The 19,666-nt window shown below is 61.0% G+C and carries 17 protein-coding genes; 10 read left to right on the top strand and 7 right to left on the bottom strand.

Translation table 11 applies throughout. The features are described 5' to 3' along the window. Nucleotides 1-4 precede the first annotated feature (4 nt). The 4 genes from ACZK5G_RS09445 (at nt 5) to ACZK5G_RS09460 (ending at nt 7,745) form a co-directional block, all read left to right on the top strand. A complete protein-coding gene (locus ACZK5G_RS09445; RefSeq protein WP_478466130.1) occupies nt 5-1,948 on the top strand; it encodes a hypothetical protein in 1,944 nt (647 codons plus the stop codon). A gap of 156 nt (nt 1,949-2,104) precedes the next feature. Continuing rightward, on the top strand, nt 2,105-4,774 hold the full coding sequence (locus ACZK5G_RS09450; protein ID WP_478466131.1) for an ATP-binding domain-containing protein: 2,670 nt from the start codon (nt 2,105-2,107) through the stop codon (nt 4,772-4,774). Between the two features lie 13 nt (nt 4,775-4,787). After that, nucleotides 4,788-6,650 (top strand): DUF262 domain-containing protein, encoded by a 1,863-nt coding sequence (locus tag ACZK5G_RS09455; RefSeq protein ID WP_478466133.1) that lies wholly within the window; start codon nt 4,788-4,790, stop codon nt 6,648-6,650. A gap of 18 nt (nt 6,651-6,668) precedes the next feature. Then, nucleotides 6,669-7,745, top strand: coding sequence for an HNH endonuclease (locus ACZK5G_RS09460; RefSeq protein ID WP_478466134.1), 1,077 nt, complete (start codon nt 6,669-6,671; stop codon nt 7,743-7,745). Between the two features lie 50 nt (nt 7,746-7,795). Here the strand turns inward: ACZK5G_RS09460 and ACZK5G_RS09465 are convergent, their stop codons facing one another. Then, the gene (locus tag ACZK5G_RS09465; RefSeq protein WP_478466136.1) at nt 7,796-8,152 is read right to left on the bottom strand and encodes a hypothetical protein; all 357 of its coding nucleotides are present in this window, start codon (nt 8,150-8,152) and stop codon (nt 7,796-7,798) included. Between the two features lie 542 nt (nt 8,153-8,694). After that, complete coding sequence (locus ACZK5G_RS09470) at nt 8,695-9,618, bottom strand: LysR family transcriptional regulator (protein ID WP_478466138.1); 924 nt, start codon at nt 9,616-9,618, stop codon at nt 8,695-8,697. A gap of 96 nt (nt 9,619-9,714) precedes the next feature. Here ACZK5G_RS09470 and ACZK5G_RS09475 point away from each other — a divergent pair, with 96 nt between their 5' ends. The 3 genes from ACZK5G_RS09475 to ACZK5G_RS09485 all read left to right on the top strand — a co-directional run bounded on the left by ACZK5G_RS09475 (nt 9,715) and on the right by ACZK5G_RS09485 (nt 11,944). After that, nucleotides 9,715-10,554, top strand: coding sequence for a type 1 glutamine amidotransferase domain-containing protein (locus ACZK5G_RS09475; RefSeq protein WP_478466139.1), 840 nt, complete (start codon nt 9,715-9,717; stop codon nt 10,552-10,554). A gap of 98 nt (nt 10,555-10,652) precedes the next feature. Beyond that, on the top strand, nt 10,653-11,384 hold the full coding sequence (locus tag ACZK5G_RS09480) for a hypothetical protein (protein ID WP_478466140.1): 732 nt from the start codon (nt 10,653-10,655) through the stop codon (nt 11,382-11,384). A gap of 248 nt (nt 11,385-11,632) precedes the next feature. Beyond that, complete coding sequence (locus ACZK5G_RS09485) at nt 11,633-11,944, top strand: hypothetical protein (RefSeq protein WP_478466141.1); 312 nt, start codon at nt 11,633-11,635, stop codon at nt 11,942-11,944. Nucleotides 11,945-12,070: 126 nt separating this feature from the next. Here ACZK5G_RS09485 and ACZK5G_RS09490 read toward each other — a convergent pair whose 3' ends face one another. Beyond that, a complete protein-coding gene (locus tag ACZK5G_RS09490; RefSeq protein WP_478466143.1) occupies nt 12,071-13,447 on the bottom strand; it encodes a M1 aminopeptidase family protein in 1,377 nt (458 codons plus the stop codon). A 152-nt stretch (nt 13,448-13,599) separates the two neighbouring features. Between ACZK5G_RS09490 and ACZK5G_RS09495 the strand changes: the two genes are divergently transcribed. After that, a complete protein-coding gene (locus ACZK5G_RS09495) occupies nt 13,600-14,382 on the top strand; it encodes a 3-hydroxybutyrate dehydrogenase (RefSeq protein WP_478466144.1) in 783 nt (260 codons plus the stop codon). Nucleotides 14,383-14,454: 72 nt separating this feature from the next. Here the strand turns inward: ACZK5G_RS09495 and ACZK5G_RS09500 are convergent, their stop codons facing one another. The 3 genes from ACZK5G_RS09500 to ACZK5G_RS09510 are packed head-to-tail and all read right to left on the bottom strand — an operon-like array spanning nt 14,455 to nt 15,714. Beyond that, on the bottom strand, nt 14,455-14,913 hold the full coding sequence (locus ACZK5G_RS09500) for an SRPBCC family protein (RefSeq protein WP_478466146.1): 459 nt from the start codon (nt 14,911-14,913) through the stop codon (nt 14,455-14,457). A gap of 2 nt (nt 14,914-14,915) precedes the next feature. Beyond that, nucleotides 14,916-15,248: an ArsR/SmtB family transcription factor gene (locus ACZK5G_RS09505; RefSeq protein WP_049399064.1), complete on the bottom strand. Its 333-nt coding sequence runs from the start codon at nt 15,246-15,248 to the stop codon at nt 14,916-14,918. Nucleotides 15,249-15,258: 10 nt separating this feature from the next. Beyond that, on the bottom strand, nt 15,259-15,714 hold the full coding sequence (locus ACZK5G_RS09510) for an SRPBCC family protein (RefSeq protein WP_478466148.1): 456 nt from the start codon (nt 15,712-15,714) through the stop codon (nt 15,259-15,261). A gap of 165 nt (nt 15,715-15,879) precedes the next feature. On the opposite strand from ACZK5G_RS09510, the gene ACZK5G_RS09515 reads away from it, so the two are divergent. Next, nucleotides 15,880-16,404: a GNAT family N-acetyltransferase gene (locus tag ACZK5G_RS09515; protein ID WP_478466150.1), complete on the top strand. Its 525-nt coding sequence runs from the start codon at nt 15,880-15,882 to the stop codon at nt 16,402-16,404. 141 nt (nt 16,405-16,545) lie between these two features. Further along, nucleotides 16,546-18,315 carry an oleate hydratase gene (locus ACZK5G_RS09520; RefSeq protein ID WP_478466151.1) on the top strand — a complete coding sequence of 590 codons (1,770 nt, stop codon included), beginning with the start codon at nt 16,546-16,548 and terminating at the stop codon, nt 18,313-18,315. 43 nt (nt 18,316-18,358) lie between these two features. Here ACZK5G_RS09520 and ACZK5G_RS09525 read toward each other — a convergent pair whose 3' ends face one another. Continuing rightward, on the bottom strand, nt 18,359-19,630 hold the full coding sequence (locus tag ACZK5G_RS09525; protein WP_478466152.1) for a hypothetical protein: 1,272 nt from the start codon (nt 19,628-19,630) through the stop codon (nt 18,359-18,361). Nucleotides 19,631-19,666 lie beyond the last annotated feature (36 nt).

The raw sequence follows: 19,666 nt of genomic DNA on the forward strand, positions 1-19,666 counted from the left end.
GACCATGAGCAATGTCAGAAATCAGCTATCGAATGACATCCGGCCAAGGTTGTGGGTGGAAATGTTGTGGTTGCTGGATTCACTGACGGCCGAACAGCCACTGCGTGAAATTCCGCTGAGTCTGGGGCTCAATTTGATCGTCTCGCCTCCCGGACCGGATAGTCCAGGGCATGGTGTGGGCAAAACGGCGTTCTGCCAGTTGCTGCGCTTCGCGCTGGATGATCCCCTGTGGTCTGAAGGTTCGACGCTACGCGACGAGTTGCTCCAGGACCGAGAGTTAAAGGAAGGCGCGGTTGCGGCACGTGTGCATATCGGCGGTGAGATTTGGACCGTATTGAAGCCGTGGCGACACCAAAAACTCTACCGTGCCTCGAGAACCGCCAACTGGCGGCAGCTGTCTGCTGGGGAGGTCGAAAACGAATTCAGTGCTTATCAGAAGGCACTGAGCAGGAATCTGGTACAAATTCTGCCGGTGCAGACCTTGCCCGGGTCGAAGCAGGAGATCGAGTGGCACCAGATCCTAGCCTGGTGCTCGCGCGATCAGAATGCTCGCTATCAAAGCTACTTCCAGTGGCGGGCCGAAGGTGTCGGTTTCAGCCAGCCAGCAAAGTCTCCTGTCGCGCTGATGCAGATTGTGCTGGGTCTGTTGCATGACGCTGACACGCTGCGCGACCTTGAAAGGTCGGCAAGAGAGGCCGAGGAGCTGAAGACAAGGCTTCAAGGACTGCGTGAGGAACCTGAGCGCCTCTTGAAGCACGTTCGCCGCCAGCTCAATCGACAGCTGGGTACTTCTGACGCCATTCCATTCCGGCAGGACGGACTCTTTGACCATCCCAACTTGATTGCCATTGCCCGGCAGCGACACGAGGCTTATCGGCAAGAGCAGCAAGCGATCGATGTAGAACGACAACGATTCGCGGTTGAGCGTCAGTCATGCGTAGAGAAACGTGCCCCCCTGAGGAGCAGGATTGACTTGATCACGAATGAAATAGCTCAGCATGATGCTCTGATTGCCGGGGACCGTCAGCGCGTAGAAGAACTCCGCAATGAAGCCTCATCCCTTCAGCAAAGCCTTCCGACGAAATGCGATGCGGGAAACCGCCTGCTCCAAGACTGCCAGTACGTTATTGAGCGCATTGAGCAGATCCAGATCGATCGTACACAACGGATCACCCAGCATCAGCGCTCGAAGCAGTCGTTGGAGCACGATATGGCCGTGCTTAGGAGCCGATTGAACGAGCTTGATGCGGAGTTGAGACCAATCGATTTGCAGTTGGCGGAGATTGACAAATCAGCTTCTAAGCTAGACACGCGGTACGCGCAATCCTTGTCTGCGTGTCAACTTCTTAGCGATGCCATCGACGACTACGATCACTACGAAAGCGTTGTATCAGGAAAGACTCAGTGGGCAGCTATCGCGGAAGCGGAACGCAAGCTGGATGCTACCCAAAAGCGCCATGCGCGACTGCGCCTGAAATCCGAAGAAGAGCGCGAAACGACCTGCGAAAGGCGCAAGGTCATCAGTGACGCAATGCAATCGGTGACCCTGTCGCTGCCAGCGTTTAACTGGGGTGTATTCAATGATGGCGAGGGCCACCGCAATCGTCCGTTCCAGATGGGCCCAATGCATTCGACTACCTTCGGCGTTCTAGAAATACTGGCCGGAGATATAGCGTGCATGCTCGACAGCTCTTCAGACCAAAGCTTTCATCCTGGATTTTTGCTTCACGATTCACCTCGAGAAGCTGAAATGAGCGAGGCCTTGTTTTGGGCATTATTGAGGCACGTCGCGTCACAAGTACAATTGTCATTCCAGTATGTTGTAACAACCTCGACCCTGCCAGATGAGGCGCTCGGTTCATTTGTTCGTCTTGACCTGGCATCTGATAGAGAAGGCGGACTTTTGTTGCGCAGGCGTTTAGGCGATAGTCAAGCGCAAATTCTTTGAAGGTTGTGATTTGGGGTGAATATGCCCGGGTGGATTCAGGGTGTGATTTGCTGCTGGTTACATGGTAGCCAGATGAATAGAGATTTTTCACGCAATTTTGTTTGTGAAATGCAGTGGTTTTTTTGATAACAACCCCTTTGAACGATAGGGAAATCGATGAGCAAACCAGACTTTTCCGTACTTGCCAGCGATGTACTGGAAACCTTTGCTGAAGCGGCCGCCTTGGCAAGAGGTAAGCTGGATGCTGCTACCAAACCAGGAGGTGGATTGGCAGGGGGCAATGCATTCACCAACCCGGAAGCATTCCGAAACCTGAGCGAGAGTTCCCGAAAGACACGCGAGGGCTGGGCGACGTTGGTCCGGGAGCCTGCTATCTCGCGCTTGGTTATTGAGGACACATCAGGGGCGCGACGTGTGCTGTACATCGCGCGCAAGACTGGAGCTGTCCTGCCGTCCGGAATGCAAGTTGCTAATTACGACACGGTGCTGGGACGGCTCGCCGAGTTGGATGTTGGTGACGAAGCGACAGTGCCGCTGGCGGACGCCGCACAGACCTTCACCCTCCTCGAGAAGACTACCCTACACCCGAAAATGCAGGAAGCGGGCTGGGATTCGACAGGCAACCTGCATCTCATCCTTGATGGCGGTGCTTTCTCCATTCGCTCACTACGTGAGCTCTTGCAGTCATTTGGCGTAGATGTTGGCGATGACTTGGATCGCCTTCTTGAACAGGCAGCGCTGGCCGATGGTGTTAAGGCTGGTATCAGTCATCAGGTGCGCATCGCAATGGGGTTGCGCGACCAGCCCATCCTCGACAAGTTCCAAGGGGAGATATTCCGTCGTGCGCTGGACAGTCAACTTATCATTCTGGGCCCACCTGGAACCGGTAAGACGACAACGCTGATCAAACGACTGGGACAAAAACTTGACCTCGATGCTTTGGATGAACGCGAACGCAGGATCGTGATCAACTCCAGCAGTGTGGTTCCGCATGATTCTAACTGGATGATGTTCACCCCATCCGAGCTGCTCAAGCACTACTTGAAGGAAGCCTTCAATCGGGAACAGGTGCCGGCGACGGACGCACGCATACAAACATGGGATGCTTACCGCATCACCATCGCACGCAACACGCTGGGCATCCTTCGATCCACAAACGGCGGGCGATTCAACTTGAGGTCTGACCAGGAGCATCTGGCTGCGCGGCTGTTTACGGACCCGATGACCTGGTTCGAGGCATTCCAAGGTTTCCATGATCAAAGGCTACGCAAGCAGTTGGAAGATGGTGCGGACATGGCGGCGGCCACGGCGCCCACATCCGCGGAACAACTTGTCATCGGCTTGAAGGAGCTGGCAACCTCGCTGGGCAGTCGCTCATGGATGGACGTCTACCGCGATCTGGAAGCGAATGATACGGCGATTCGTGCTGCGCTGGACGAATCGCGAGGGGTAACAGAGGGCTTGATGAAGGGGGAGCGTAACCGGCTCTTCAACAACGACAGGGACGTTTTCACACTACTGGGACAGTTCCTGTCTGGTCTGCAGCAGGATGACGATCAGGACGACGAAGACTCCGAGTTTGACGACGACGAGCGCGAAACAACTGATCAGGCGGGCGCGTCTTCGAATGACATACAGGTTGCGGTGAACGCCTATCTGGCATCGGTGCGGGCCTTGTCAAGGAGTCGCTACCAGAAGCGAACGTTGAAGAAAGAAACACGCGCGGCTCGCATCATCGCGTGGCTTGGCCCTTCGCTTCCGGATGACACAGTTCTTTTAGAGATCGGCCAACGCATCAGTTTCCAGAACGGCTTGCGTCGATTCTTAAACGCGTTCAGGCGCTACATCTCGGATGTACCTAGCAGCTACCGAGCTTTCCGTCGTGAGTACGCCAGCGACGATCGCTACTACTCGGCTCCGATTAGTGGCTTGCACATCTCTGCCATTGAGCTGGACGCTATGATCCTGCTGATGCTTCGCAACTGCAGAGCGCTTCTGGAGCAGTCCTTCGTGGCGCGAAATGTTGATATGCAGCGTTTCGAGGTCGTCAAACGGGTATCGAGTCTGTTTCGCACTCAGATCATGGTGGACGAGGCAACGGACTTTTCTGCTCTGGAGCTTGCGTGCATGGAAGGACTGGCAGCGCTGCCCGGGAGGTCCTTCTTCGCCTGCGGGGACTTCAATCAGCGCATCACCACATCCGGTCTGCGGTCGCGTGACCAGCTCACGTGGGTGTCCAGCTCCATTGCGCCAGTAGCGATCAACTTGGTCTACCGGCAGAGCCGGTCGCTTAACGCGTTTGCCGGAGAGCTTCTGCAACTCATGGGGGGAGATATGGGGGCTCATGGCGAGCTTCCGGCCGATAGTACGCATGATGGAGTGCCGCCGGCTTTGCTTGAGCACGCGGATGCCGGTAGCGCGTCGTGGATTGCTGATCGGATCAAGGAGGTCGAAGGAACGGTCAAGGAGATGCCCACCGTTGCGGTCCTGGTGACTCGGCGGGAAGACGTCGAACCCATGGCAAGGCAGCTGACCAAATACCTTGAGGACATCAGTCTTAGGGCTGTTGCTTGCGATGAGCGGACCTTGGGCGAAGGCACTGATGTGCGTGTGTTCGAAATCCGGCACATCAAAGGCCTTGAGTTCGAGGCCGTGTTCTTTGTGGATGTGGATCGATTGGCGGAGCTTAAGCCAGACCTATTTGATCGCTACCTTTATGTCGGTGCTACTCGCGCTGCAACTTACCTCGGGATGGTATGTGCAGGCCGACTGCCGGAACGACTTGAGGCTCTACGGCCTTCCTTTTGCGATCGTTGGGGCGGATAGGAGTTAGGACTAAATGAGTACATCACCCAAGATTGAATCCGCCGACCTGTCCATCGAGCAGATGTACAAGGACTTCTACATTGTGCCCCCGTATCAGCGCGAGTACGTGTGGCCGGATGTGGATGTGCAAGCCTTCGCCGACGATATCTACAACGAGTTCTACGGTGCTAAAGGCGAGCTGGTGGCGCACCGCGAGTACTTCATCGGCAGCGTAGTGGTGTGCCGCACGGCCCACGGCCCCTACGACCTCATTGATGGTCAGCAGCGCATGACCACGATTTTCCTGTTCTTGTGCGCGATCCGAGATGCACTACTGACGCTTGGGGAGGCGCCAAGCAAATCGCTAGAGGCGATGATCTGCGACACCCGTACTGGCGATGACGGCAACGATGTCCAGGATTACCGCTTGCTGCTGCAGTACGAGGACAGCCGCGATGTGCTGATCCGGATCGCACAGGGCGAGTCGTTGACGTCCAGTCGCGATGACACCAGGTCGATGGTTTGCATCATTGAGGCCTATGAAACGCTGCGCAGCTTCTTGACGGCTCAGTTTGACGACAGCTCCGACGAGATCAAGCAGTTCTTCGTCGCATTCATCCGTCGGGTAAAGCTGATCCGTATCGTAACGCCGGACCTGACCCACGCGCTGAAGGTGTTCGAGACGGTAAACGACCGCGGTGTGGGACTGACTGCGATGGACCTGCTCAAAAATCTGCTGTTTATGCGTACCACGCCGGCCGATTATCCCAAGCTTCAGTCGCTATGGAAGGAACTGACCTTGCACCTAGAGATGTGTAGGGAGAAGCCGCTACGCTTCCTGCGTTACTACGTAATGGCCAACTACAAGGAGTATCGTAGCGCATCCACCGGCAAGCCAGTGCGCGAGGATGAACTATACGAGTGGTTCGGTAAGCATGCTGAAGAAATTGGGATTGACGCCAAACCGTTGGATTTTGCGAAGGATCTTGTGCTGGCGGCGCGCGACTACCGGCAGTTTGCCGGTGGCCGTACGCCAGATGGAAAGACTGCGATACCGGGTCTGCAGAACATTCAGCACCTGAGCGGTAAGGCTCGCCAGCACTTTATTCTGATGCTGGCATCGAGACATCTTCCGGCGGATGGATTGGTTGAGCTGGCGCGGCAGTTGGAGAACCTGTTCTTTGTGTTCGTGATTGTCCGTGAGCCGACCAAGAATTTCGAAACGAAGTTTGCTGACTGGTCTGAGAGCCTGCGTACTGCTAATAGCCTGGAAGATGTTAAGAGGATTATAAATTCGCGAATCGCACCTGAGGTGGAGGGCAAGTCTCGAGCCTTTGACTTTGCGATGAACGAGCTAGGGGCAACGACGGTTCCCAAGTATCGACTCAAGTACGTGCTAGCCAAGCTGGCGCAGCACGTTGACCATATTGCCTGGCAAGGAGCTCAAAGCGTCCAGCAACTCGACCACTACTTGGACGGAAAAATCGAGATTGAGCATGTCCTTCCGCAAAAAGCAGAGCTGGGAGCGTGGGGTGGATTTAATGATCCCGAGGTTACTGGCAGCTGTGTCCAGAGACTTGGAAATCTGACCCTATTGGAAAAGCCACTCAACGCCGCAGTATGCAATGCCTGCTTTGACAAGAAGCTTGAGGCCTACCGCGATTCCAAGATTGTGATCACGCGGGTCATTGGGAACCCAAACTTGTTCGGTAAGAATACCTCGCTGCAACGTGCCATCGGCTTGGTCACTACCGCAACTAGTGCCTCTGAATGCCCGACATTAGGGACGCCGTCAGCTTGGAGTGCTGAAAGGATTGAGGCTAGGCAGGAAGGCATGGCCAAGCTTGCCAGAGCTGTATGGATGGTTGACCAGTTGTGTGAGAAGGCGAGGGCTTAGCCAATGGCGGAGAAATTGGTGGAACGCAGTTTGATTGACGACTCTTTGTGGTTCATCCACAAGGATGGAGGGCGCTTGTATCCGTGGGTGCGCTATTCCCAGCATCACGGGAGCACTGCTTTCTGGGTGTCCGGTGGATCAAACCTGATCGAGGGCGCCATACCAGTTGTGACGATGGCCGACCTGGTTGTCGATGTATTCTCGCGTGGGCGCAGCGTCTGGTTGCTTGATAACGCGAAACGAAGGGGCCTGTATCGCTTTCATCACAACGCCATCCATGGTTGGGGTGCCTCTCCAGAAGTCAAATTTATGGCGATTCGAGCTGGAGCTCCGCCTCCAAGGCAATCGGATAAAATTCTCTCGCTTCCCACCTTGGTTTCTAAGGCTTTAGCGGATGCCGGCTATGATCTCCTGAAATCAGTCGACAATGAATGGGTCGCTGCCACTGTGAGCGGAGGCTTAGGTCAGGTTCTGGTTCGAGCTTCCGGCGATGGTGTGTTACTGGCAATGACCGACCCCGCCATGGCGCAGCGGATTGGTCTAGAGGCTACTGCCGCAACGACTCCTCCAAGCATGATGGGTGTCGGTCTCGCGCGCAGTGCGATGCAATTGTACGATGCACTGCGTGTGTTGCATTCGCTTCAAGAGCATCCAACACCGGTGCTTTCGGCGCGAGTTGAGTCGCGGCTGGCGGCGATTCCCGAGACTGAGCGCACCCGTGAAGTTCGGCAGCGAGTTGGCCAGGAAGTCTTCCGTGAGGCACTAATCGACTTGTGGGAAGGGCGCTGCGCCGTCAGTGGCATCGCCTTTCCTTCGCAGTTGCTTCGCGCAAGCCATGCTAAGCCATGGTCCCTGGCCTGTGATAGTGAACGCTTGGACCCGTTTAACGGGCTACTTCTTTCCGTTCATCTTGACGCAATGTTTGACGCGGGCCTGATCAGCTTCTCGCAGGAAGGGGGGATTTTGTGTTCATCAGCTCTAGATACTGAAGTATTGAGATATTTTTCAATTTCGAATGGACAGAAATTGAGATTCCTGAATCCTGGACATCTCCCATACCTGGCTTGGCACAGAGACAACGTTTTCCGGAAATGAGGGCAAAAATTCTGAATGAGGTGATGACGTTCTGCGGGAGCGCAGAGACATCACTCCGGCCTAACCTCGTGGCACGCCCACTCAACCAACCCCCGGCAAGCCAAAAACAATCCATCAACCACACCCTCGTCCAGATGCCGCTCCGGCTCCGCTGCCACCCGACAGCGGTCCGCCGAGTGCAGCACCTCCAGCACTGTCAGCAGTCCCACCAATGCCCGCTCGGTCCTCGACAGGCTCACGCGGCGGCCGGGTGATACGTCGTTCTCCGGCCAGGGGTGCCCATCTGCACCTTCGCAGCCGCGCATGCGCTTGAGGATGCCGAGGAGGGAGTTCAGGTCGGGCAGGGGAGTCTCATCGTTGATGGGCTCAACAACGGTGTACGAAGAGAAGGTGTCGGATTCGTTCATGGCGTCGGCTTCCGTGGCTGTGCTTAACAGCGCCACCGCGTAAGCGGGTGGCGGACGGTGCGTGGCTGCAAACCGGACGTCAGTTGTCAGTACCCGGCGGGCCCGAAGACCCCCACGCACCGCCCGCCAGAAAGGCCGACGGATTACCCGCCGGCACCGGTTAAGGACGGTGCCGACGGGTAAGCGTAAACAACTAACAGTTCGGGTTTGCAGGCCCGGCCACCCGTTGTCGGTGGCGCGCCATGGTGTTTACGCAGCCGCTTCGAATGCCAATAGAAATTCGCGAAGGAATCGCGGAATCCGAGAGCGGATAGCTATTGTTGCACGCACCATTCGTGCAGCACGCGACGCCATCAGACGCATTCGTGCAGATGCTCTGCTGATAGCGAATCAAACTGGCGCAATCGCCCATGCCACAAGCGAATAGCGCGACAGCCTTCTTTGCAACAGTTCTTAGTCCGCCGCGCCAAGCAACGGCGAGCGATCAGCCGCACATCCCGAAAAGCGGTTCAAAGCCGACACCGCCAGCGAACCTCGCGACCTCAACCGACGCCATCCTCAGTAGGCCCCGCATTCCCCACCAACAACTCAATCATCGCCCGCGCCGCCGCCGACTGCCGCCGATGCGGCGCATAGATCACCGAGAACGGCCGCGACCGTCCCCGCAGCTGGGGCAGCACTTCCACCAGCTCCCCACGCTGCAATCGCTCGCGCACGATGAACGCATAGCTCTGGCAGATGCCGATGCCCTGTTCGGCCAGCGACACCACGCCCAGCACATCGTCGGAGGTCTCGATGGACGAACGCGGCAGCCAGTCCACGTCGCGCCCGTCGTGGCGGAACGCCCACGGCGCCAGCCGTCCGGTGCGCGGCATCACAAACGGCAAGCACAGGTGCTGCTGCAGGTCGTCCAGCGTCTGCGGCGTGCCGCGGCGCTGGAGGTAGTCCGGCGCGGCAACCAGCAGCAGTGGGGCGTCTTCCAGCTTTCGCGCGACCAGACCGCTGTCCGGCAGCTGGCCCAGGCGGATGGCCAGATCGAAGCCCTCGGCCACCAGGTCCACGTTGCGGTTGGTGATGTTCAGTTCCACCTGCACCTGCGGGTACTGTTGCGCAAAGCGCGCCAGCACGGGCGGCAGCCGGTAGTGGCCATAGGTGGTGGGCACGCTCAGGCGCACGCGGCCGGCCAGCGCACCGTCCTGGGCCAGTACGTCGCGCTCGGCGTCGTCCAGCAGGCCGAAGGCGGTGCGCACCTGTTCCAGATAGAGCCGCCCGGCGTCGGTCAGGCCCACGCGGCGGGTGGTCCGCTGCAGCAGCTGCCGGCCCAGTCGCGCTTCCAGGCGGGTGACCGCGCGGCTCAGCACCGAGGGCGTGGTGGACAGCGCCACCGCGCCGGCCGTGAACGAGCCGTGCTCGACCACCGCCAGGAACACCTCCACATCGCCCAGGTAGTCGAACTTACGGCTCATTTGGCTCTCCTGGGAACAGATGTTTTGCGATGGTGCCAATTTATCGCCGCTGGGGCGATGAATAAAGTGGCCGCCATTCCCCGATAGGAGTTCCCCATGAACCTGATGACCCGGCTGGCCGCAGCGCTGGTCCTGACCCTGGCCGCCAGCGGCGCGCATGCCGCCAACGTGCTGGTGGTGCTGTCCGACGAAAACCACCTGGACCTGAAGGACGGCAAGGTGCTGTCCACCGGCTTCTATCTCAACGAGCTGATGCAGCCGGTCAAGCTGCTGCTGGACGCGGGCCACGAGGTGACCTTCGCCACGCCGCAGGGGCGGGCGCCGACGGTGGATGCGTCCTCGGTGACGCCGGCGTACTTCGGCAACGATGCCGCGCGGCTGACGCTGCACAAGGACCTGCTGGAGAAGCTGGCACTGACCTCGCCGACGGCCTCGCCGGTGGTCAGCCTGGCGCGCGCGGAGCAGCAGGGCTACGCGCGGTTTGATGCGGTCTACATTCCCGGCGGGCACGCGCCGATGCAGGACCTGCTGAAGAGCCCGGCGCTGGGCCGGCTGCTGGCCGACTTCCACCAGCGCAACAAGACCACCGCGCTGGTCTGCCACGGGCCGATCGCTCTGCTGTCTACGCTGCCGGATGCTGCGGGTTTCGTGGCTAAGCTGGACGCGGGTGCGATACCGGCCACGCCGAAGTGGATCTACAGCGGCTACCAGATGACGGTGATCAGCAACCAGGAAGAAGAGCAGGCCAAGCCGCTGCTGGGCGGCGGTGAGATGAAGTTCTACCCGCAGACCGCGTTGCAGCGGGCGGGGGCGAAGTTCAGCAGCAATACCACGCCGTGGAACGGACATGTGGTGGTGGACCGCGAGCTGATTACCGGGCAGAACCCGGCTTCGGCGTTGGAGGTGGGGCAGCGGTTGGTGGAGCGGTTGAAGTAGGGCGGGCTCTGCATCGCATGCGGTGCCGTGGCACCATGATGGGCTGGCCTCGTCCTTCCGGGCGGAGCCGTTTTCCCAGGGAAGCCCTCGAACACGACATGCGAACGTCTTTTTTCATTCTCTCCGCCCTGTGCTTTGGCCTGCTGTCTGGCTGCGCCAGTGGCCCGGAGGAGCACGCCTCAAGCCGCGAGATCACGGGTGCGTTCGTGGCCGACGACGGCCAGCTGTACCTGCTGCCGCGCTTTGAAGAGCCGATGCGTTTCAATGCCGCGCCGTTCCGCGAGTACCGGGCGCTGATGGACAGCCCGCTGCGCGAGGCGGTGGCCTGCGCGCAGATGTACTTCCATGAAGACTGGCGCGACCCGGCCAACAAGGCCAAGGTGCACGGTAGCTATGCGCTGCTGCTGCGGCCGGAGCAGGTGACGGCGGAACAGGCCATGCAGTTCAAGCTGGAGCGGATTGAAGTACTACCGCGCGAGGCGAAGTATGTGGATGAGCGGGCGCGCTACTACCTGCCGCAGGACCGGAGCCGTTATGCGCTGGCGTTTGATCGGGCCTGCAATCTTTCAAAGAAGGGCGGCAGCTATTACAGCGCGCTGTTCGAGGGCGATGGCGAGCGGGTGAAGTTGCCGGATGCCGCTGCGCTGGTGGAGAAGGGGAAGCTGGCGCAGCCGATCAGTGCGCGGGCGCAGCGGATCCTGCCGGAGCGGGAGGACAAGCCGGGTGTTGGGACGGCGGTTGGGAAGGTGCTGGGCGCGGCGTTGGTGCCTGTGGCGGTTCCGGTGTTTGTGTTGAGCCTGCCGTTCCTGGGGCCGGATCATTGGAAGTGATGGGGCGTTGAGGGAGAGTCATCCACGCGTGGCGTGGATCTACTTGGGCATCGCCTGAAAGTTCATCCTGGAGATCTGTGTGCCCAGCACGCTGGAAACTGTTTTGAAGACCGTAGGCTTCATTGTCCTCGCGGCACTTCCGTTGGTGATCCTCTGGTTCACCCATTCGGCGAATGTCAGCGACCGCGCGTTCTGCATTGGGATCAGGGCTGCGTTTGGATCCCCCTCGCCGGATTTCTGGCAAGTCCATGACCTTGGTGATGGTGGATGGCAAAGAGGATCGCGAGCACTATTTCTTTGATACAGAATCCTTCTACCTGCGACGTGGGCCGGTGCCCACGGCGGTTCCGCTTTCGCAGATCACCTCAGTCACACGAACGTCCGACAAGATCTACGGGCGCTATGTCTGGCAGGTGTGCTTCAGCAAGGCATCGGGCAGAAAGTGCGTGACGTTTACCAACAACCTGACGCTGTTCAACCGCGACTTCCTGCTGTTCCTGGAGGCGGTGCGGAAGGCCAATCCACTGGCGACTGTGGATCAGGCGGGTCTGTTCTTCTGATTGCGCGGGGACATCAGCGGCGCTGATTGGCAAATGGAGGGGCCAGGGGGCGGGTTGCCTTGGACACGGAGCTGGGCGATTCAGTTGTGCGGGCGTTGAGGGAGTGAATCCACGCGTGGCGTGGATCTACCGGCACCTCGGTGTGCCACCTGCCACACAGCTGGCCCGCCAACGCTCCCAGGCCTTGGCGTCGATGCCGGCCTTCAGTGCGATGGTCTGCAGCTCGGCCCAGTTCCTCGGCGACGGCGCGGCCAGCAGCCCGCGCATGAAGGCCTGCATCTTCGCTTCGCCCACCTGTTTCTCCAGCGAGAGCAACAGCAAGGGGGCATAGACGTAGCGATACATCTCGCCCAGATCGGAGTTGCTGTCGATGGCATCGAATGCTGGCAGCGGCTTGTCCTGCGTGTCGATGGCCGATTGCAGTCGCGCAATATAGCGATCGGCCGCGGCATCGCCACTGATCTCACGCAGCGCCTTGATCGACAGGAACTCGGCGCTGGACTCCAGCAGCACCCAGAAATACGGCCCCTGCGGATGGTTCAGTGTGCCGAAATAGTAATGGCCCATTTCGTGCGCGATGTACTGCACGCGCCGCTCGGCCTTCTCGCCACCGGCCAGCAGTGAATCAGCCGCGTTGCCGATGCTGCCGCTCATGGCGATGGTCGGCCAGGTGGCAAAGCCCCATTCGCTGCCTTCGCGGTCGCGCTCGATCTGGTCGAGCGTGACCATGCGCAGGAAGGTGGGGCGGTCGGCCAGCGGTACGCCCATGTAGCGGCTGTGCACGTCGGCTATCTTCTGCACCGTGCTGGACAGTGCATCGACCTTGGCCGGGGGCAGGGTCTCATTGAGGATCGTGACCTGCGCGGTGCGTGTGATCGGGCCGCTGCCGCCGAACAGCAGGATCGGCCGCGCGCTGTCGCTGCGGAATCGCCCCTGCGCGTCTTCAATGGCCGGGCTGCCGTTGAGATACAGGAACCGGCAGCCGCTGCAGTCCACCTGCAGGTCGTAGCGGCTTTCGCTGCTGCGCACGCGGGCCTTGGGTTCGAACGCCTGCGGCAGCCACGCGGACTGTTCGGTGAAGCGGGCGCTGTCGCCGTTGAAGGCCATCAGGCCTTTGAAGTCGGTTGGGGCATCGTGCCGGGCGTAGACCGGGAAGGCGCCCACATACTGCACGCAGAGCGTGGTGGGTGGCTTGGCCACGGTGTACACGCGCGCCTCGCCATCCACGCCGGGGTCGTACCAGCCTTCGAAGTCCAGCGGCGCGCCATCGCCATCGGTGACCCGTGCGACATTCAGGCCGGCGTTGAGCACGAACGAGCCCATCGATTCGGCAGGGCGGTTGGACACGCAGACATCGCCTTCGACGCGGCCGCTGGCAATGTCCAGCCGCACGCTACCGGTGGTGAGCGATGTGGCCGTTTGTGCCGGCAGCGCGGCCAGGCTGGTGGCGGGGACGAGCAGCGCGGCAACAACGGCGGGCAGCAGGGCCTTGCAGAGGTTCATCGGGCCATCCATGGGTGGATTGGGGTGAATATAGGGGGGATGTGGATTTTTGCCGAGGGGCAGCATCCACGCATGGCGTGGATCTACTGATCCAAGCGTGCGGTGGATCCAGAGGGCTACACTGCCTACTTACGCCCCTTGGAAGCTCACCCATGTTCTCTGGAAAGGTTGCGGTGGTTACCGGCTCCACCAGCGGTATTGGTCTTGGCATCGCTACGGCGCTGGCGCGGCAAGGCGCCGATATCGTGCTGAATGGCTTTGGCGATGCGGCGGAGATCGAACGCATCCGTACCAACCTGGAAACCGAGTTCGGTGTTCGCGTGGCGCATGACGGTGCCGACCTGTCCCGTGGCGAGGCGGTGCGCGGAATGATCGCCCACGCCGTTGCGACGATGGGGCGCATCGACATCCTGGTGAATAACGCAGGCATCCAGCACACCGCGTCGATCGAGGAATTCCCCATAGAGAAGTGGGATGCGATCATCGCGCTGAATTTGTCGGCGGTGTTTCATGCCACGGCGGCGGCCGTGCCCCACATGAAGCAGCAGGGCGCCGGCCGCATCATCAACATTGCGTCGGTGCACGGGTTGGTGGGCTCGGTGAACAAGTCGGCCTACGTGGCGGCCAAGCACGGCGTGGTTGGATTCACCAAGGTGACCGCGCTGGAGAACGCGGGCACCGGCATCACCGCCAATGCGATCTGCCCGGGCTGGGTGCGGACGGCGCTGGTCGAGCAGCAGATCACCGCGTTGGCCGAGCGCGAGGGCACGGATCAGGAGACCGCTGCGCGTGCGCTGCTGGCTGAAAAACAGCCGTCGTTGCAGTTCGTGACGCCCGAGCAGCTGGGCGAGGTGGTGGTGTTCCTGGCCTCGGACGCGGCGGCGCAGATCACCGGCACGGCGTTGCCGGTCGATGGTGGCTGGACCGCACGCTAGCGGACCCGCATCGGCCGCATTGCCGACGCCGCAGCAGCCAAGGCGCCTGCGGCGTCGTCCCGGCGCAGCCGTTTACTGCGGCTTCGCAAACACATCCAATCCCTTGCCGGTCTCCAACAACGACTTCAGGCTCGACAGCACGATCGGCCAGCCCTGGCGGATGCCGGTATCCATGCCGCTGCCCGGTTCCAGTTCGTCATGGGTGACGGTCAGTCGCACCATGTCCTGGTAGGGCACGATATCGAAGGTGACGCGGCTGTAGGCATCCGGGTTTTCGGCCTGCGAGGCGGCGACCCAGGTGATGACCAGTCGCGAGGGTGGGGTGCTTTCCACCACTTCGCCAACCAGTTCTACCGAGCGCGTTTCGTTGGCACGTACATGCTGCCAGCGCGAGCCGGGCTTCCAGTCCGAGACGTTTTCGTGGCCCCAGTAGCGGCTGGCGATCTCGGGGCGGGTGATGGCCTCGAACACCTTCTGCGGGGTGGAGGCGATGTAGATCACGTGGATGAAGCGGGTGGACTCTGCGGACATCGTCATTCTCCTTCCAGTTCTCGTTTCAGGTCATGCAGCAGGCTCAGGCGCTGCTGCTCGAACTTGCGTACCCAGCGCTCGTAGACCTCGTGCAGGGGCACCGGGTTGATGAAGTGCAGCTTCTCGCGGCCACGGCGCACGGTGCTGATCAGGTTGGCGTCTTCCAGCAGGCCCAGGTGCTGGGTGACCGATTGCCGGGCCATGTCCAGGTGCTCGCACAGCTGGCCGAGCGTCTGCCCGTTGTCTTCGCAGAGCAGATCCAGCAGCGTCCTGCGCGTGGGGTCGGCCAGTGCCTTGAAGACCTTGTCTGTGTTGCGCGCGTTGTCTACCGCCATGGGAATGTCTTCAATTCCAGTTATCGATCCTGACGTCGTGTGGGTTGGGCTGGCCCTTGCCGGTTTCCAGCAGCGCCTTCAGGCTCATCAGGAACACCGCCCACTTGGTGCTGCAGTGGGAGGTGAACTCGACGCGCTCTTTCCAGCCTTCATGGGTGAACAGCACGATGCAGTAGACATCTTCCTGTTTCAGCACAAAGCGCGCGTGGGTGCCGATCCATTCGGCTGGGCCGGCGAGGAACCGCCAAAGCACGAGCTCGCCTGGAACAAGCTGCTCAAGTTTCATTTCCATGGCGCCGATTTCCTGGCCGTTGTTCGTGAAGCGAACCTTGACCGTCCCGCCGGCCACGCGGTCGCCATGGGTGTCTTCAGCCCACCAGGCGGCGACGCCTTCGGGGGTGGCCAGAGCCTGGTACACCTGGCTTGCAGGGGCCTTGATGCCGACCCTGTGTGCGATATCGACCATTGCAGGTTCCTCGCGTGGGCGGACAGGCGCCGTCCTTGGGTGGACTATAGGCAGGCAAATGCCTGCATGTCAAATCCGGTGGACGGGGGGCTGGATCAATACACTGGGCACCTGCCAGGCATGGCCTGGCACTACTGGATCTACGGGACGTCAAGGAGTGCAGGCATGACTGAAGCTGGAAAGGAGATCTTGAACATCCGCCGCGCCAACGTAGACGATGCCCCTGCGGTGCTGATGCTCTTCGACGAAGTCATCGAATGGTTCGTGTCGATCGGCAACCTGCAGCAATGGGGCAGTGAGCCATGGTCGACGATGCCGCGCCGGATCACCCAGGTGACCGATGCCTGCGCGCTGCCCGGTGCATGGGTTGCCCATAACGAGCACGGCGTGGTGCGCGCGTTCCTTGCGCTGGGCGAGTCGATGCCCTACGTGCCTGCGCCCACTGGCTCGGAACTGTATGTGCGGGTACTGGTGGCATCGCGTGACGCCCGCGTGCGTGGTATCGGCCGGCGCCTGATGGCCTTTGCCGATGAGCAGGCGCGCGTTGCCGGGCTCGACCATCTGCGTGTGGACTGCTACGGCGGTGGCAACGGTGATCTGGTGCGCTTCTATGAGTCCTGCGGCTACACGCGCATCGCGCCGTTCACTGTGGATGGCTGGCCGGGCATGCTGCTGGGGCGACAGCTCTGACGTGGCTGCGTCACTGGGTCGCAGCCTGTGTGCAGGAAACGGTACATCGGTTCGGCGCTAGAGTAGGGGCATGACCTGCATGGAATGGCTGTGTCATTCCACTGCGGGTTCCTGATGACCCCCTCCAGGAAGGAGCAACGCATGTACTACAGCAGTGGCAACTACGAAGCCTTCGCGCGCCCGCGCAAGCCCGCCGGTGTCGATGGCAAGCGGGCTTGGTTCGTCGGTTCGGGCCTGGCCTCGCTGGCCGGCGCCGCGTTCCTGGTGCGCGATGGCCGCATGGCCGGTGAGCGCATCACCATTCTCGAGCAGCAGCAGATTCCCGGCGGCGCGCTGGATGGCCTGAAGGTGCCGGAGAAGGGCTTCGTGATCCGCGGCGGCCGCGAGATGGAAGACCACTTCGAGTGCCTGTGGGATCTGTTCCGCTCGATTCCGTCGCTGGAGATTGAAGATGCCAGTGTGCTGGACGAGTTCTACTGGTTGAACAAGGATGATCCGAACTATTCGCTGCAGCGTGCCACGATCAATCGCGGCGAAGATGCGCACACCGACGGCCTGTTCACGCTGAGCGAGCAAGCGCAGAAGGACATCATCGCGCTGTTCCTGGCCACCCGGCAGGAGATGGAGAACAAGCGCATCGACGAGGTGCTGGGCCGCGACTTCCTGGACAGCAACTTCTGGCTGTACTGGCGCACCATGTTCGCCTTCGAGGAATGGCATTCGGCGCTGGAGATGAAGCTGTACCTGCACCGCTTCATCCACCACATTGGCGGCCTGCCGGATTTCTCGGCGCTGAAGTTCACCAAGTACAACCAGTACGAATCGCTGGTGCTGCCGCTGGTGAAGTGGCTGCAGGACCACGGCGTGGTGTTCCAGTACGGCACCGAGGTGACCGACGTCGACTTCGATCTGGCGGCCGGCCGCAAGCAGGCCACGCGCATCCACTGGACGCGCGAGGGCGTGGCCGGTGGCGTGGATCTGAGCGCGGATGACCTTGTTTTCATGACGATCGGTTCGTTGACCGAGAACTCGGACAACGGCGACCACCACACGGCTGCGCGTTTGAATGAGGGGTCGGCGCCTGCCTGGGACCTGTGGCGACGCATTGCCGCCAGGGATCCTGCGTTCGGGCGTCCGGACGTGTTCGGCGCGCATATCCCGCAGACCAAGTGGGAGTCGGCGACGGTGACGACGCTGGACGCACGCATCCCGGCCTACATCCAGAAGATCGCCAAGCGTGACCCGTTCAGTGGCAAGGTGGTGACCGGCGGCATCGTCAGTGTGCGCGATTCGCGCTGGTTGATGAGCTGGACCGTGAACCGCCAGCCGCATTTCAAGAACCAGCCCAAGGACCAGATCGTGGTCTGGGTGTACTCGCTGTTCGTGGATACGCCCGGCGATTACGTAAAGAAGCCGATGCAGGATTGCACCGGCGAGGAGATCACCCGTGAGTGGCTGTACCACCTGGGCGTGCCGGTGGAAGAAATCGACGAATTGGCCGCGACCGGCGCGAAAACGGTGCCGGTGATGATGCCGTACATCACCGCGTTCTTCATGCCACGCCAGGCCGGTGATCGCCCGGACGTGGTGCCGGAGGGTGCGGTGAACTTCGCCTTCATCGGACAGTTCGCCGAATCGAAGCAGCGCGACTGTATCTTCACCACCGAGTATTCGGTGCGCACACCGATGGAAGCGGTGTACACACTGCTTGGGATCGAGCGCGGTGTGCCCGAGGTGTTCAATTCCACCTATGACGTGCGCTCGCTGCTGGCCGCCACCGGTCGCCTGCGCGATGGCAAGGAGCTGGATATTCCCGGGCCTGCGTTCCTGCGCAACCTGCTGATGAACAAGCTGGACAAGACCCAGATCGGTGGCCTGCTGCGCGAGTTCAAGCTGGTGCAGGAGGACTGAGCGCGCGTCAGCGTGGAGGGGAGCGCGCCGGCAACGCCGCGGATCAGTCGGCCAGCACGGTACCCGCTCCTTCGCCATAGGTTGCCCTGGCGCTGCCACACACCGCGTAGGTGGCAGCGCTGGCTGGCAGGCCAGTGGCCTTGATGCCGCGCCGCGAATCGCCGTCAAACACTTCGGCGTAGCGTTCGGCGGCCAGCGCGTCATCGGGCAGCATGTACAGCAGGACGCGCTGCAATGTGGATTGCCCCTGCAGTGGCTGCGGCTGCCGGAACGCGGGCACCTGCACGCGCGCGCTGTGCCACCGCGTCGGCGCGTCTGCAGTCTGCCAGCGTACCTGCAGGGGCAGGTTGAGTGGCAACAGCGCGGCGCTGACCGGGTAGCCGTAGGCCGTGCAATCCCGGGGCGCTTCCGGGATGTTCGCGATGGCCCCGTCGCCGATGTCCAGTGTGAGGCCATTGATTTCCACCCGAAGGATGGGCGCACTGCTGTAGTTGTGGATCTTGAACAGCGTCAGGCCTTCGAAGCGGCTACGCTCCAGATCATCGGTGGTGAAGCCACTGAGGCGTGCGAGTGCGGGCGCGACCTCTACGTGATCGCTGTAGTGGTAGTAGATATGCACGAGCTCGGGTGTACCCGCGCGTCGCCAGGCCGCATTGAATGACGCAAGCTCGGGGTACGGCCGACGGACCAGCGGCACATCGGTGACGGCGCGATCTCCAGACGGTGTGGTGTAGCGGTAGTGGTCGACGGAGGGCTTCAGGCGCGCATCTTCATATGGGAACCCCCTGTCTGCATCGGACTGCGGGTTGGGGTAGCGGTGGAAGGCCATGAACCGCTCGGGCAGGTCGTCCTGCATGGGCAGGTCCGGGCCAGCGCCAGAACCGGTGGATGCATACGGCGAGGTGTCCAGCCAAAGGGGTTGCCCGCTGAGGTTGACGTGCAGCTCGGCGATGGACGCACGTGAGCCGCCGGCCAGGCTGTCCACACTGCCTTGCAGGACGTGCCACAGTGGAATGATGAGCATGGCGGCGGCGGTTGGCACGAACATCAGCAGGTGTATGCGGCCCGGTACCTGCCCGCGCTGGCGCACCATGTAGCGCAGCCAGGCCAGCACGAGCACCAGCAGCAACGGGACGGCGACCCAGATCGCGATGGTGGCCAGCGCCACGACGCCCCAACCCAGGTTGGGGGTGGCCACGGCAATCAACGAGAGCGTGGCGATCAGTGCCGCCAACAGCAGCGATACGCCGATTCCGACGCGGTAGGTCCTGTAGGGGCTGTCGGTCATCACCGGTCCGTCGGCAGTGCGGGGCATGCCCCTATCTTGCAGCGCAGGTGCCTGCGTGGAAAG

Source organism: Stenotrophomonas sp. 62841_Sma, assembly GCF_056482945.1.

What these genes read in the sequence shown, in the direction of transcription:
- ACZK5G_RS09505 (WP_049399064.1), bottom strand. Translation starts at nt 15,248, where the DNA reads ATGGCGGTAGACAACGCGCGCAACACAGACAAGGTCTTCAAGGCACTG.
- ACZK5G_RS09455 (WP_478466133.1), top strand. Translation starts at nt 4,788, where the DNA reads ATGAGTACATCACCCAAGATTGAATCCGCCGACCTGTCCATCGAGCAG.
- ACZK5G_RS09515 (WP_478466150.1), top strand. Translation starts at nt 15,880, where the DNA reads ATGACTGAAGCTGGAAAGGAGATCTTGAACATCCGCCGCGCCAACGTA.
- ACZK5G_RS09470 (WP_478466138.1), bottom strand. Translation starts at nt 9,618, where the DNA reads ATGAGCCGTAAGTTCGACTACCTGGGCGATGTGGAGGTGTTCCTGGCG.
- ACZK5G_RS09500 (WP_478466146.1), bottom strand. Translation starts at nt 14,913, where the DNA reads ATGTCCGCAGAGTCCACCCGCTTCATCCACGTGATCTACATCGCCTCC.
- ACZK5G_RS09485 (WP_478466141.1), top strand. Translation starts at nt 11,633, where the DNA reads ATGACCTTGGTGATGGTGGATGGCAAAGAGGATCGCGAGCACTATTTC.
- ACZK5G_RS09520 (WP_478466151.1), top strand. Translation starts at nt 16,546, where the DNA reads ATGTACTACAGCAGTGGCAACTACGAAGCCTTCGCGCGCCCGCGCAAG.
- ACZK5G_RS09445 (WP_478466130.1), top strand. Translation starts at nt 5, where the DNA reads ATGAGCAATGTCAGAAATCAGCTATCGAATGACATCCGGCCAAGGTTG.
- ACZK5G_RS09490 (WP_478466143.1), bottom strand. Translation starts at nt 13,447, where the DNA reads ATGAACCTCTGCAAGGCCCTGCTGCCCGCCGTTGTTGCCGCGCTGCTC.
- ACZK5G_RS09480 (WP_478466140.1), top strand. Translation starts at nt 10,653, where the DNA reads ATGCGAACGTCTTTTTTCATTCTCTCCGCCCTGTGCTTTGGCCTGCTG.
- ACZK5G_RS09495 (WP_478466144.1), top strand. Translation starts at nt 13,600, where the DNA reads ATGTTCTCTGGAAAGGTTGCGGTGGTTACCGGCTCCACCAGCGGTATT.
- ACZK5G_RS09510 (WP_478466148.1), bottom strand. Translation starts at nt 15,714, where the DNA reads ATGGTCGATATCGCACACAGGGTCGGCATCAAGGCCCCTGCAAGCCAG.
- ACZK5G_RS09475 (WP_478466139.1), top strand. Translation starts at nt 9,715, where the DNA reads ATGAACCTGATGACCCGGCTGGCCGCAGCGCTGGTCCTGACCCTGGCC.
- ACZK5G_RS09525 (WP_478466152.1), bottom strand. Translation starts at nt 19,630, where the DNA reads ATGCCCCGCACTGCCGACGGACCGGTGATGACCGACAGCCCCTACAGG.
- ACZK5G_RS09450 (WP_478466131.1), top strand. Translation starts at nt 2,105, where the DNA reads ATGAGCAAACCAGACTTTTCCGTACTTGCCAGCGATGTACTGGAAACC.
- ACZK5G_RS09465 (WP_478466136.1), bottom strand. Translation starts at nt 8,152, where the DNA reads ATGAACGAATCCGACACCTTCTCTTCGTACACCGTTGTTGAGCCCATC.